Annotated in this window: 12 protein-coding genes; 8 read left to right on the top strand and 4 right to left on the bottom strand. The window is 64.5% G+C overall.

All coding sequences use genetic code 11. The annotated features are described in order from the left end of the window. Positions 1 to 87 precede the first annotated feature (87 nt). The 5 genes from ACEOAC_RS14810 (at position 88) to ACEOAC_RS14790 (ending at position 3,947) form a co-directional block, all read left to right on the top strand. Entirely contained in the window at positions 88 to 1,458 is a 1,371-nt protein-coding gene (locus tag ACEOAC_RS14810) for a gluconate:H+ symporter (RefSeq protein ID WP_006462620.1), read from the top strand. Positions 1,459 to 1,535: 77 nt separating this feature from the next. Beyond that, entirely contained in the window at positions 1,536 to 1,991 is a 456-nt protein-coding gene (gene moaE, locus ACEOAC_RS14805) for a molybdopterin synthase catalytic subunit MoaE (protein ID WP_234296446.1), read from the top strand. Positions 1,992 to 2,093: 102 nt separating this feature from the next. Beyond that, positions 2,094 to 3,422, top strand: a complete 1,329-nt coding sequence (locus ACEOAC_RS14800) for an Nramp family divalent metal transporter (protein ID WP_413445576.1) — start codon at positions 2,094 to 2,096, stop codon at positions 3,420 to 3,422. A gap of 105 nt (positions 3,423 to 3,527) precedes the next feature. Continuing rightward, entirely contained in the window at positions 3,528 to 3,659 is a 132-nt protein-coding gene (locus tag ACEOAC_RS14795; protein WP_413445575.1) for a hypothetical protein, read from the top strand. Next, positions 3,660 to 3,947, top strand: coding sequence for a helix-turn-helix transcriptional regulator (locus tag ACEOAC_RS14790; protein WP_006462616.1), 288 nt, complete (start codon positions 3,660 to 3,662; stop codon positions 3,945 to 3,947). Positions 3,948 to 4,001: 54 nt separating this feature from the next. Here the strand turns inward: ACEOAC_RS14790 and ACEOAC_RS14785 are convergent, their stop codons facing one another. The 4 genes from ACEOAC_RS14785 to ACEOAC_RS14770 all read right to left on the bottom strand — a co-directional run bounded on the left by ACEOAC_RS14785 (position 4,002) and on the right by ACEOAC_RS14770 (position 8,948). Further along, positions 4,002 to 4,976, bottom strand: coding sequence for an HlyD family secretion protein (locus tag ACEOAC_RS14785; protein WP_234296448.1), 975 nt, complete (start codon positions 4,974 to 4,976; stop codon positions 4,002 to 4,004). Positions 4,977 to 5,054: 78 nt separating this feature from the next. Further along, entirely contained in the window at positions 5,055 to 5,255 is a 201-nt protein-coding gene (locus ACEOAC_RS14780; RefSeq protein WP_077237077.1) for a DUF1656 domain-containing protein, read from the bottom strand. Continuing rightward, positions 5,245 to 7,470 (bottom strand): FUSC family protein, encoded by a 2,226-nt coding sequence (locus ACEOAC_RS14775; protein ID WP_413628432.1) that lies wholly within the window; start codon positions 7,468 to 7,470, stop codon positions 5,245 to 5,247. Before ACEOAC_RS14775 ends, ACEOAC_RS14780 begins: the two co-directional genes overlap by 11 nt. Continuing rightward, positions 7,467 to 8,948: an efflux transporter outer membrane subunit gene (locus ACEOAC_RS14770; RefSeq protein WP_413628431.1), complete on the bottom strand. Its 1,482-nt coding sequence runs from the start codon at positions 8,946 to 8,948 to the stop codon at positions 7,467 to 7,469. Before ACEOAC_RS14770 ends, ACEOAC_RS14775 begins: the two co-directional genes overlap by 4 nt. 188 nt (positions 8,949 to 9,136) lie before the next feature. Between ACEOAC_RS14770 and ACEOAC_RS14765 the strand changes: the two genes are divergently transcribed. The 3 genes from ACEOAC_RS14765 (at position 9,137) to clpB (ending at position 13,212) form a co-directional block, all read left to right on the top strand. Beyond that, complete coding sequence (locus ACEOAC_RS14765) at positions 9,137 to 10,102, top strand: LysR family transcriptional regulator (RefSeq protein WP_006462611.1); 966 nt, start codon at positions 9,137 to 9,139, stop codon at positions 10,100 to 10,102. A gap of 45 nt (positions 10,103 to 10,147) precedes the next feature. After that, positions 10,148 to 10,522 carry a fluoride efflux transporter CrcB gene (gene crcB / locus ACEOAC_RS14760; RefSeq protein WP_413445418.1) on the top strand — a complete coding sequence of 125 codons (375 nt, stop codon included), beginning with the start codon at positions 10,148 to 10,150 and terminating at the stop codon, positions 10,520 to 10,522. Between the two features lie 104 nt (positions 10,523 to 10,626). After that, the gene (gene clpB, locus ACEOAC_RS14755) at positions 10,627 to 13,212 is read left to right on the top strand and encodes an ATP-dependent chaperone ClpB (RefSeq protein ID WP_413445417.1); all 2,586 of its coding nucleotides are present in this window, start codon (positions 10,627 to 10,629) and stop codon (positions 13,210 to 13,212) included. The last annotated feature ends 7 nt before the right edge of the window (positions 13,213 to 13,219 follow it).

Raw genomic sequence — 13,219 nt, 5'->3', positions numbered from 1 at the left:
AGCCTGCGCCAAACAGGTTTGCGGAGGGGGTGCACAAAAGACATCGTCCATCGATGCGCATTCATCCACACCTAAGAAGGAACCATCTTGATTTCGACCCAACTGGCCGCCTGGGCGGCCCAGGACACGCAGTTGCTGCTGGTCACGCTGGCGGCATTGATCGCCATCGTGGTGCTGATCAGCTTCCTGTCCATCGCACCCTTCCTGTCCATCCTCATCGGCACCTTCATCGCCGGTATCGGCGCCGGCCTGCCGCTGGAAGACATCGCCAAGGCCTTCAGCAAGGGCGCCGGCAGCCTGTTGGGCGAGGCCGGCATCATCATCGCCCTGGGCGCCATGCTGGGCGCGCTCATGGCCGAGTCCGGCGCGGCCGACCGCATCGTCAATACCCTGCTGCGCTATGCGCGTGGCAGCATCATTCCCTGGATGATGGCCCTGGTGGCTCTGGTGGTCGGCCTGCCGCTGTTCTTCGAGGTCGGGCTGGTGATGATGGCGCCGATCATCTTCGTCATGGCACGCCGTTCGCAGTTGCCCATCATGCGCGTGGCCATTCCCGCGCTGGCCGGCATGACCACGCTGCACGCGCTCTTGCCGCCGCACCCCGGTCCCTTGATTGCTGTGTCGGCCCTGCGTGCCGATCTCGGTACCACCATGCTGCTGGGCTTCATTGTCGCCATTCCGGCGGTCATCATTGCTGGCCCGCTGTATGGCAACTTCCTGGCACCGCGCCTGAACCTGGCCGAACCGGACCAGATCGGCAAGCTCTTCAGTGCTCGTGAAGGGCAGTCGCAGCCGGGCTTCGTCGCCTCGCTGGTGACCATCCTGCTGCCGGTGGCGCTGATGCTGGGCCGTACCGTGGCGCGCATCTGGGTCACGCCCAAGACCGAGTTGTTCGAGATGCTCAACTTCTTCGGCGAACCCATCATCGCCCTGACCGTCACGGTGCTCTTTGCCGTGGTGGTGCTGGGCTGGGGCCAGGGCAGCAGCCGCTTCGAGGTGGGTGCCACGCTGCGCCGCGCCTTGCCGCCCATCGCCGGCCTGCTGCTGACCATCGGCGCCGGCGGCGGCCTCAAGCAGACCCTGCTGGCCGCCGGCATCAGCGACACCATCACCAAGATCGCCACCGGCACCCACATGCCGCTGATCCTCCTGGCCTGGATCATCGCCGTGGCACTGCGCCAGGCCACCGGTTCGGCCACCGTCGCCACCACCGCCACCGCCGGCATCGTCGCACCGCTGGTGGCTGGCCTGTCGGCGACCCACAATTCGCTGATGGCCCTGGCCATCGGTGCCGGCTCGGTGTTCTTCTGCCACGTCAATGACGCCGGCTTCTGGATGGTCAAGGAATACTTTGGCCTGAACCTCAAGCAGACCCTGGCGACCTGGTCGGTAATCCAGACCCTGGTCTCGGTGATCGGCCTGGGCATGACGCTGCTGCTGTGGGGGCTGATCGTCTGATCGTCTGATCCACGTGTGCTCGCGGGCAGGGCGGCGCTGGTAGAATCGCAGCCCTGCCTTTCACTTTCCGTCCAGCCATGCCTGTCCGCGTCCAGACCGCCGATTTCGATCTCTCCACCGAAGTGGCGCAACTGCGCCTGTCCAATCCCCGCGTAGGGGCGGTGGTGAGCTTCGTGGGCACGGTGCGCGATCTCAACGAGGGCGCGGCCGTCTCGGCCATGGAGCTGGAACACTATCCGGTCATGACCGAGCGCGCCCTGGAGCAGATCGTGGAGCAGGCCAAGGCGCGCTGGCCCATCTTCGATGCGCTGGTGATCCATCGCATCGGGCCCATGCAGCCGCTGGAGCAGATCGTGCTGGTGGCAGTCACCTCGCCCCATCGCGGCGAAGCCTTCGCGGCCTGCGAATTCATCATGGATTACCTCAAGACTCAGGCGCCGTTCTGGAAGAAGGAACAGACGCCGGACGGCGCCCGCTGGGTCGATGCCCGCGAGAGCGACGACACGGCACTGAGCAAGTGGAAACAACAATAAGGCGTCCTGCCTCGGGAGCTTGATCCCGGCGCCGGCCGCCAAGGGCGATCACAGGGGGAAACCGTCTTGCCACTGAAGTTTCAAATTCCACGTTTACCACGCATGCCGCGCATTCCCGGTCTGCCGACCACGGCCACCGCGCCATTCTGCCCGTCCGAAGTGGCGGGCTCGGTCGCTGTGCCGGCCGGTGCCTCGGTCTGGCAAAAGCTGCGCATCTACGTCGGCCCCGGCCTGCTGGTGTCGATCGGCTACATGGACCCAGGCAACTGGGCCACGTCCATCCAGGCCGGTTCGCAGTTCGGCTACCAGCTGCTGTTCGTGGTGATGCTCTCCAGCCTGGCCGCCATCGTGCTGCAATGCCTGTGCGCGCGCCTGGGCATCGCCACCGGCAAGGATCTGGCGGTGCATTCACGCGAACATTACCCGCCCGCCGTGGGCAAGGGCATGTGGGTGCTGGCCGAACTCTCCATCATCGCCTGCGACCTGGCCGAAGTGCTGGGCTGCGCGCTGGCCTTCAACCTGCTGCTGGGCGTATCGCTGCCGGCGGGCGTGCTGCTGACCGCGCTCGATACCCTGATCGTGCTGGGACTGAAGGGCAGGGGCTTCCGCCAGGTGGAGGCCATCATCCTTGGACTGGTCATCACGATCGCCGCCTGCCTGCTGGCACAACTGGCCTTCGTCAAGGCCGACTGGCATGAGGTGATGCAAGGCTTCGTTCCCTCGCTGCAGGCCATCTCCAGCCGCGAGCCGCTGTATCTGGCCATCGGCATCATCGGCGCCACCGTGATGCCGCACAATCTCTACCTGCATTCTTCCATCGTGCAGACCCGCAGCGTGCGGCGCGATCCGGCCTCCCTGCTGGAGGCGGTGCGCTACACCCGGGTCGATACCACGGTCTCGCTGCTGATCGCCATGGTCATCAACGCCACCATCCTGATCCTGGCCGCCACCGCCTTCCACAAGAGCGGCAATACCCAGGTCGCCGAGCTGGATGAGGCCTACCATCTGCTGGACCCCATCACCGGCTCGGCCATGGCGGCCATCCTGTTCGGCGTGGGCCTGTTCGCGTCCGGCCAGAGCTCGACCTTCACCGGCACCATCGCCGGCCAGGTCATCATGGAAGGCTTCCTGAAGCTGAAGATTCCCTGCTGGCAGCGCCGCGTCATCACCCGCGCCCTGGCGCTGGTACCGGCCCTGATCGGCGTGCTTACCCTGGGGCCGCATTCGGTGGGCAAGCTGCTGGTGGCCAGCCAGGTGGTGCTGTCGCTGCAGTTACCCTTTGCCATGTATCCGCTGATCCGCCTGACCAGCCGAGCCGACCTGATGGGCGAGCTGGTCAACCGCTGGTGGGTCAGTGCCACGGCGTGGCTGCTGTTCGTGGCGATCTCGGCGGCCAACGTTTGGTTGGTGTGGCAGGTGTTTGTCGCTTGAATAAATTCTAATTACACATTTAACTATCATATTTAGCCTGATTTTAATCGGTATTAATGATGGTTTAATGTGTATATGAAGACTTCCCGCACTCTGCAATTGCATATGGATGGCGCTTGGCGCGACCCGCCTGCCTTGTCCCTCACCGGCCCGATCGAGCAGGACATCGCAGCGCCATTCCTCGACCCGTTGGCCGTCACGCTGGCCCAGGTCCGTACCCAGCTGGAGGCGCTTTGAATGGACAAGCGCTTCAAGCCGCTCACTGCCATCGAGCAATTGGAAGAACGGCGTGCGCTGTTCGATGAACTGGCCGCCGATCCGGCCTTGCCCATTCCCGCCGTGATCCGCAAGATCCGCACCACTCTGCGCCTGACCATTGCCGAATACGCCAAGCTGTGCGGCGTATCTGCCCGCACCTTGCAGGATATCGAACGCGGTGAGTCCAGTCCCACGCTGGCCACCGCCGACAAGCTGCTCAAGCCGGTCGGCATGAGCGTGGGTGCGGTGGCGCGCAAGCGCACATGAAAAAGGCGGCCCTGATGCTGCATCAGGGCCGCCTTTCCACTACCTCAGCCTGGTTCAGTTGCGCGCTGCCGGCTGCGACCTGCCGCTCCCCGGCTCCAAGACCACCGTGCAGGTCAGCCCCGAGGCCAGCAGTACATGTTCCGGCACCTTGTCGAGCTGGATGCGCACCGGGATGCGCTGGGCCAGCCGCACCCAGTTGAAGGTCGGGTTCACATCGGCGGTCAGTTCGCGGCTTTGCGGATTGTCACGGTCATAGATACCGCGGGCGATGCTGTCGACATGGCCTTCCAGGGTGGCGCCGTTGATCAGCTGGATCTTGGCGCGGTCACCGATGGACAGCAGCGGCAGCTTGGTTTCCTCGAAATAGGCATAGACCCAGAAGGAGTGGCTGTCGATCAGCGCGATCTTGGCCGCGCCGGCAGCCGCATAGTCGCCGCGACGCACGGCCAGGTTGGTCACATAGCCATCCACCGGGGAGAACACCTTGGTGCGCTCCAGGTTCAGCCTGGCCGTATCGCGCTGCGACAGGGCCGCCTGGTATTGCGCCTGGGCGCCTTGCAGCTGGGCCTGGGCGGCTTCCAACTGGGCTTGCGAGGCGGTAACCTGGCTGCCGGCATCTTCGCGGGCTTCCCGCGACACCACCAGCGCATCCACGTCGGCCCGGCGGCGGGCCTGGGCACGGCGCATGGCCAGGTCGGCGCGGCGTGCCTCGACCTCGGCACGGCGCACATCCAGATCTGCCTTGCGCGCGGTGACGGCGGCCTCGGCCTGTTGCAGCGCCAGCGTGTAGCGGGCCGGGTCGATTTCCATCAGCAGGTCGCCCTTCTTGACCAGCTGGTTGTCACGTACCGGCAGCGCCACTACCTGGCCGGAGACGTCCGGCGCGACGTTGACCACTTCGGCGCGCACCCGGCCGTCGCGGGTCCAGGGGGAATGCATGTAGTGCTGCCACAGGCTCCAGGCGAGCAGGATGGCCAAGAGGAAAATGGCCGAGGTGATGAGGACGCGGAAAATCGATTTGACCGACATGGTGAACTACTCCTGATTGTTTCTTTATCTTTTCTGAAGTGATGGGTTTGGCGCAGAAGGCGGTAAGGCCGATGTCCGCTAGCGATACACGAACAGCCCCAGCAAGGCCGCCAGGCAGACGAACAGGCTCACGCGGAACAGCGCCGGGTGCCAGGTCAGTTCGTAGAAGCCCAGCCGCACCAGGACGCGGTCCGCGGCCATGGCCAGGACGGCGGCCAGCACGGCCAGCAGCAGTACCGTTGGAATGTAGGCGTCGAAGAAGGAAATCTCACGTGGCATGGCGCTCTCCGGAAGCGGGGTTGGCACCGGCGCGCATGGTATGCAGCGGCGATTGCTGATCGAGCAGGGCGGTGCGGATGAAGTGCAGGTAACTCAGGGTACGTTGCAGGCGATGACGTTCGCTGCGTTCGCGGTAATGCGGGCCGATGGCGATCTGGACTTCGACGATGGTGGCGTCATTGGCGTCCAGCGCCGCCTGCAGGGTCGCCGCCGACGGCCGGGCGAACAAGGCCGGGATGGCTTCACGCAGTCGGTTCAGTGCGGCGTAGGCGGAGGGTGGCAGCAGGTCCGGGGTTTCGGTGCGGATGCCGTGCAGTTCGGTACGCAGTTCGATGATGGCGTGACCCACTTCCAGGGTGGCGAACATCCAGCCCAGCGCCTTCTGGCGCAGGACCGGGCGACTGCTGGTGAGGATCGTGATCTGGTGCATCAGGTCGCGGGTGCCGCTTTCGAACTTCAGCGCCAGGCGGCCCAGCTTGCCGAAACAGGCATCCACCACCTGCTTGCGCAATTGCTTTTCCAGCACGCGCACGGTCCAGTCGGTGGTCGGCGGCAGCAGCAGCATGAAGGCCACGGCCGTCACCAGCAAGGACACCACCAGCGCCACCGATTCGTTCAGGTAGCCGGCCGCGTTGAAGTGGGCGAAGTTGTCCGGTACCGCCAGGAAGGGAAAGAAGATGCAGATCCCCAGGCCGTAACCTGCCCATTTGGGTTTGGTGGTCAGCCAGACGGCCAGCATCAGCACCGGCATGAGCGCGCTGGCCAGCATCCAGTAGCCATCCAGGCGCGGCAGGATATGGAAGGTGTAGACATAGCCGGCCACAGCGGCGAAGAGCACGCCGATGGCGACCGTGCGCGTGGCCTTGGCCGGGTCGGGGGCGGCCGAGGTGATGGCGCAGAAGGCCGCCGCGTTGAGCACGGCCACGTCGCCGCTGGGCCAGCCACTGGCAATCCAGAACCCGGCCAGGCACAGCATCACGATGGCGGCGCGGGCACCAGCGATCAATGCCGTGGTCATGCTGGTCTTGGGGGCGTAGGAGTGCTCCCATTGCTCGCGCTCGTGGTGGCGCTGGTTCAGCGAGGCATAGGTCAGGGTGTAGGCATGCAGTTCTTCGACCACGCGGTACAGAAGTTCAGATGCCGTATCGAAATCCAGCATGGCGCTGTCGCTGTCGCACTGTTCGGCCAGCGTGCCACGGGTGGCGCGCACGCGGCGCGGCAGCTCGCGCTTGAAGGCGTCCAGCTTGAGGGCGGCGTCGGCGGCATCCACTGCACTCATCACCGGTTCGCCGCTGGCGCGGGTCAGCAAGGGCTGCACCTCGCGGAAATACGGCGAGATGGCGGCGATGACCACTTGCGCGCCGGGCGCGGGATTGGCGTGCAGCCGGTTCATCAGCTGGTGCAGCGCGTGGACGCGGGTGGACAGCGCCATGAATTCACTGTTCATGCGGCTCAGGCGGCCGCTGCGCAGGCGCACTTCCGGGTCTTCGAAGATGGCCGAGCTGCGCATGGCTTCCAGGCCGATGATGTCGCCCACGAAGCGGGCATTGGTGGCTTCCAGCTGCTTGCGGTCGTTGCTGCCGCCCAGGGTAGCGCTGATCAGGTCAACGAAGGCGGTAAAGCGGCCGCGGATGATGCGCACCAGGCCAGGTGCGCTGGCCTGGGGAAACACCAGCGCGCTGACCAGGCCCACGCAGACGATGCCGACCATGATCTCGGAGACCCGTGTCATCACCGAGTCGAAGGTAATGGCCGGATGCAGCGCGGCCGGCAGACCGATCAGCGCCACCGTATAGCCGGACAGCACGAAGCCATACGAGCGGAAGTTGCGATTGTGCGCCGAGCCCACCGTGCACAGCCCGATCCACAGGGCCGAGGCCAGCAGGAACAGTTCCGGCGTCTGCGCGAACAGGCCGACGAAGACCACGATGGCCGCCGAGCCGACCAGGGTACCGATGACCCGGTAGAAGCTCTTGGCCAGGATCATCCCGCTTTGCGGCTGCATGACAATGAAGACCGTGATCAGCGCCGAGCGCGGCGACTCCAGGTCCAGGCCGTAGCCGATGCCCAGCGCCAGCAGGCCAGCGAAGACCATCTTGAACACATAGACCCAGGTCGGTGCGTCACTGCGCCACCAGTCGCGGGCAGCCTCGTGCAGTTGCGCCTTGAGCGACAGGGCAGGTGTGGTGGGCGTGGGTGTGGCGGGGGTGCTCATTGCGCGGCCACCTGCTCATCAGGCTCAGTGCCATTGTCCATGCCACCGCCCAGGGCGGTCTGCAGTGCGGCATAGGCCGCCAGGCGCTGGGCCTGCAATTGCTGCACGATCTGCTGCTGGCGCAGCCATTGGGTCTGGGCGTGCAGGATGTTGAGGTAATCGGTCAGGCCGCGCTGGTAGGCACGGGTGGCGATATCCACGTTCTTTTGCGCGGCTTGCACTGATTGCTGTGCCTGCTCTTGCTGGCGGGCCACCGATTGCAGCGTCACCACCTGGTCGGAAATGCCCTTCAGCGCTTGCGAGAGCAGGGCGTTGTAGTGCTCCACCTCGATGTCATAGCCGGCGCTGGCCGCACCCAGTTGGCCACGCAGGCGGCCACCCTCGAAGATGGGCAGGGAGATGGCCGGGCCGTAGGTGGTCTGGAGATTGGGGGCGGACAGGAAGGAGAACAAGCCGCCACCGGCGGCGGCTGGGCCGATGCCGGCCAGCAGGTTGATGTTGGGGTAGAAGGCGGCCTTGGCCACGGCGATGCCCTTGCCGGCGGCCTCCACGCGCCAGCGGGCGGCGCTGATGTCCGGGCGGCGGCCCACCAGGTCGGCCGGCAGTGCGCTGGGCAGGCCGATGGCGGCCTGCAGCTGCAGGGTGGGGCGGCTGATGCCGTCGGCGGCACCGGGGCCTGCGCCCAGCAGGGCGGCCAGCTGGTTGCGGATCAGGGCGATGCTCTCTTGCAGGGCTTCGATCTGGCGCCGGGTTTCCGGCAGCGGGGCTTCGGCCTGGGTGATCTCAAGCTGGGTGCCGAGGCCACCCTTGAAACGACGATGGGCCAGGTCGAGGATCTTCTGTTCTTCCTTCAGCATGGCTTCGGTGTTGTCCAGCAGGCCGTATTGCAGGGCCAACTGCACATAGGTACGCACCACATTGCCTTCCAGATCGAGCTGGGCGGCGCGGGCGTCGGCCGCCACGGCATGCATCTCGTCCTCGGCACGCAGGGTGGCGTTCTTGTTGCGATCCCAGAGGTCGACGTTGTAGGACAGGCCCAGGGTGGCGGTGTTGTTCCAGGTCAGCTTGTCGCGGAAGGAGGCACCGTAGTAGACGTTATCGGACCAGTCCTTGCGGCCGACCGCCACATCCAGCTGGGCGCTGGGCAGCTCGCCGGCATGGGTGGCCACGGCCAGCGAGCGCGCCTGGCGCACGCGGGCGGCGGCCACCGCCATGCTGGGGTTGCCGGCCACGGCGCGGCTGACCAGTTGGTCCAGCTGCGTATCGCCATAGACCTGCCACCAGGCGCGTTGCGGCCAGCCGGCCTCGCTGCCAGCCTGGCGGATGGCCTGGCCGGCGTCCAGCGCGGCGACGTCGCGCACGTGTGCTTGCGGCTGGATGCCGCCCTGATCGGCGCAACCGGCCAGGGCCGCTGCGATTGTCAGCGCCAGCGCAACGACCTTCAGGTCCGGCAGCTTGGGGATGGCGATATGTGTCATGGGATTGCCCGAAATTATGCAAATATCAGAAGTTATGTATTCTATTTTGTAATTATTTCCAAAAAAATCCGCTATTCAGCAATTCTTTATCTCGTATTTGGCAATAATGATTGCTCCGTTTTGGGTAACAATGCTGTCATCCGGTGTTGCGCCTGCTGGCGCCTCACCTGCTTATTGATAGGAACAAGATGGATACCCTGCAAAACATGCGCGTCTTCGCGCGCGTGGTCGAGGCCGGCAGCTTTACGCAGGCGGCCCATCAGATGGCCCTGACCACCGCCCATGTCTCCCGCGCCGTGGCCGATCTGGAGCGCCATCTGCGCACCCGCCTGTTGAACCGCACCACGCGCCGCATTGCCCTGACCGAGGCGGGCGAGCGCTATCTGCTGCGTTGTCAGCAGATCATGGCATACGTTGACGAAGCTGAGGCAGAAGCCGGCGCGGCCTATGTCCGCCCCTCGGGCCGGCTGCGCATCCACGCCATGACCAGTTTCGGCCAGCGCTATGTGATTCCCTCCATCTCCGGTTACCAGAAGCGCTATCCGGACGTGGCGGTGGAGCTGACGCTGGCCCAACGTATTCCGGACATGCTGGAAGAGGGTTATGACGTCTCCCTGGTGCTGGCGCGGGAGTTGCCCGATTCCGGCCTGATTTACCGACAGCTCGGGACCACCTTCAGCATGCTGTGTGCTTCGCCGGCTTATCTCGACAAGTACGGCGCGCCCCAGCAGCCGGCGGACCTGCTCAATCACGTCTGCCTGCAACTGGTGAGCCCGATCTCGCCGCTGGACGAATGGGTCCTGGAAGGACCGGACGGCGGCGCCGTCATTGCGATCAAGAGCAATTTCCAGGTCAATGTGGCCGAAGCCATGCTTACCGCGATTCGCGAAGGCATGGGCATCGGCGTGCTGCCCATCTATTCGGCCGTGGATGCCTTGCGTACCGGCAGCATCGTGCGCGTGCTGCCGCAGCACCGCCTGCAGAACATGGGCGTGTATGCGTTGTATCCTTCGCGCCAGTACCTGGATGCCAAGATCAGCACCTGGGTAGACTGGATGCATGTGACCGTGGACAAGACCCTGGAAGAAGACCATCAGGCGCTGGAGCGCCTGGGCAGCCTGCGGGAAGAAATGCAGGGGCTAGGGACGCGCTGACACCGGAAACGACAAGGCCCGATGGGGCAGGCAAAGGGGATGAGGATGGGATGGCTGGCGGTGGGAATCGGAGCGACGCTGGGCGCCTGGCTGCGCTGGCGCATCTCGGTGGTGTGGAATATCTCCGGCCACTTCGTGCCGCTGGGCACGCTGGCGGCCAACTGGACCGGCGCCTACGTGATCGGTTTCCTGGTGGCCTATTTCGAGCAGCATCCCGGCTTGTCGCCCGAATGGCGCCTGTTCGCGGTGACCGGCTTCCTGGGTGGCCTGACCACTTTTTCCACGTTTTCCGCCGAGGCCATGATCCTCTTGCAGCGGGGCGATTACCTGTGGGCCATCGGCCATTCGGCACTGCACCTGCTGGGCTCCATCGTGCTGTGTGTTGCCGGGTTTGCAAGCTACCGGGCATTGGCGGGCTGACGATTATCAGCGAACTGATGCAGATCAAAACAGGCGGCATGATCATTGCTTGAAAATCAAAGCGCAGGCCCAACTTTCATCTCATTGAAAAATTGGAGCGAACCATGCGTCTCGACAAACTCACCACAAAATTGCAGGAAGCGCTGGCCGATGCGCAATCCCAGGCAGTCGGCCACGACAATCAATACATCGAACCCGTTCACCTGATCCTGGCCTTGCTGGGCCAGGATGACGGTGGTGCACGCTCGCTGCTGCAGCGTGCCGGCGTGAACGTGAACGGCCTGAATACCGCCTTGCAGGCGGCCGTGAAGCGCCTGCCGCAAGTCTCCGGCAACGGCGGCGAAGTGCAGGTCGGGCGCGAACTGGTGGCCCTGCTGAACCTGGCCGACAAGGAAGCGCAAAAGCATGGCGACCAGTTCGTCGCCAGCGAAATGGTGCTGCTGGGCCTGGCCGACGACAAGTCCGACGCCGGTCGCGCCGCCCGTGACAACGGCCTCACCCGCAAGTCGCTGGAAGCGGCCATCCAGGCCGTGCGCGGCGGCGCTTCGGTGTCCTCGCAGCAGGACGAAGGCCAGCGTGAAGCCCTCAAGAAATACACCCTGGACCTGACCGAGCGTGCCCGTGCCGGCAAGCTTGATCCGGTGATCGGCCGCGACGACGAAATCCGCCGCGCCATCCAGGTGCTGCAACGGCGCAGCAAGAACAACCCCGTGCTCATCGGCGAACCGGGCGTGGGCAAGACCGCCATCGTCGAAGGCCTGGCCCAGCGCATCGTCAACGGCGAAGTGCCGGACAGCCTGAAGTCCAAGCGCGTACTGTCGCTGGACATGGCGGCCCTGCTGGCTGGTGCCAAGTATCGCGGTGAATTCGAGGAGCGCCTGAAGGCGGTCTTGAAGGAAATCGCCCAGGATGAAGGCCAGACCATCGTCTTCATCGATGAGCTGCACACCATGGTGGGCGCCGGCAAGGCCGAAGGCGCCATGGATGCCGGCAACATGTTGAAGCCGGCCCTGGCGCGTGGCGAGCTGCATTGCGTGGGTGCCACCACGCTGGATGAGTACCGCCAGTACATCGAGAAGGACGCCGCCCTGGAGCGCCGCTTCCAGAAGATCCTGGTGGATGAGCCCAGCGTGGAAGCCACCATCGCCATCCTGCGCGGGTTGCAGGAGAAGTACGAGGTGCACCATGGCGTCGATATCACCGACCCGGCCATCGTGGCTGCGGCCGAGCTGTCGCACCGCTATATCACCGACCGCTTCCTGCCGGACAAGGCCATCGACCTGATCGACGAGGCCGCCTCGAAGATCAAGATCGAAATCGATTCCAAGCCGGAAGTGATGGACAAGCTCGACCGTCGCCTGATCCAGCTGAAGATCGAGCGTGAAGCCGTCAAGCGTGAAAAGGACGAGGCTTCGCAGAAGCGCCTGCAGCTGATCGAGGAAGAAATCGAAAAGCTGGAGCGCGAGTACGCCGACCTGGAAGAAATCTGGAAGGCCGAGAAGTCGACCGCCCAGGGTGGTCAGCAGTTGAAGGAAGAAATCGAGAAGGTGCGCCTGCAGATGGAAGAGGCCACCCGCAAGAGCGACTGGCAGAAGGTCTCGGAGCTGAAGTACGGCAAGCTGGCCGAGCTGGAAGCCGCGCTGGAAGTGCAGAACAAGAAGGACGCGGCCGGTGCCACCACCGAGAAGCCCAAGCTGGTGCGCACCCAGGTGGGTGCCGAGGAAATTGCCGAGATCGTAGCCCGCGCCACCGGTATCCCGGTGTCGCGCATGATGCAGGGCGAACGTGAAAAACTGCTGCACATGGAAGACGTGCTGCATGAACGCGTGGTGGGCCAGGAAGAAGCCATCGTGGCCGTTTCCGACGCCATCCGTCGTTCGCGTGCCGGCCTGGGAGATCCCAGCAAGCCTTACGGTTCCTTCATGTTCCTGGGCCCCACCGGCGTGGGCAAGACCGAGCTGTGCAAGGCGCTGGCGTCCTACCTGTTCGATACCGAGGAGGCGATGATCCGCATCGACATGAGCGAGTTCATGGAGAAGCATTCCGTGGCCCGTCTGATCGGCGCGCCGCCGGGTTATGTCGGCTATGAAGAAGGCGGCTACCTGACCGAAGCGGTGCGGCGCAAGCCCTACAGCGTGATCCTGCTCGACGAAATCGAGAAGGCGCACCCGGATGTCTTCAACGTGCTGCTGCAGGTGCTGGACGACGGTCGCATGACCGATGGCCAGGGCCGTACCGTGGACTTCAAGAACACCGTGATCGTGATGACCTCCAACCTGGGTTCGCACCGTATCCAGAGCATGGAAGACAGCGACCCGGCGCTGGTGAAGCTGGCCGTGATGGCCGAGGTGCGCACGCACTTCCGTCCGGAGTTCATCAACCGGGTGGACGAGATCGTGGTCTTCCACGCGCTGGACGCCAAGAACATCGGCGCCATTGCCAAGATCCAGCTGCGCATCCTGGAGCAGCGTCTGGCCAAGCTGGAAATCGGACTGCAGATCAGCGAAGCCGGCCTGCAAAAGATCGCCGAAGCCGGTTTCGATCCGGTCTATGGTGCTCGGCCGCTCAAGCGTGCCATCCAGCAGGAGATCGAGAATCCGCTGTCCAAGGAAATCCTGGCCGGCAGGTTCGGTCCCAAGGACGTGGTGCATGTGGATGTGGAGAACGGCCAACTGGCGTTCAGCAAGTAACTGCCCG

The sequence above is a fragment of the Herbaspirillum frisingense genome, from assembly GCF_047325095.1.
Lineage (GTDB): Bacteria > Pseudomonadota > Gammaproteobacteria > Burkholderiales > Burkholderiaceae_D > Herbaspirillum > Herbaspirillum frisingense.
The sequence above is the reverse complement of the archived record's forward strand: the minus strand, read 5'-3'. Positions and strand labels throughout refer to the sequence as shown.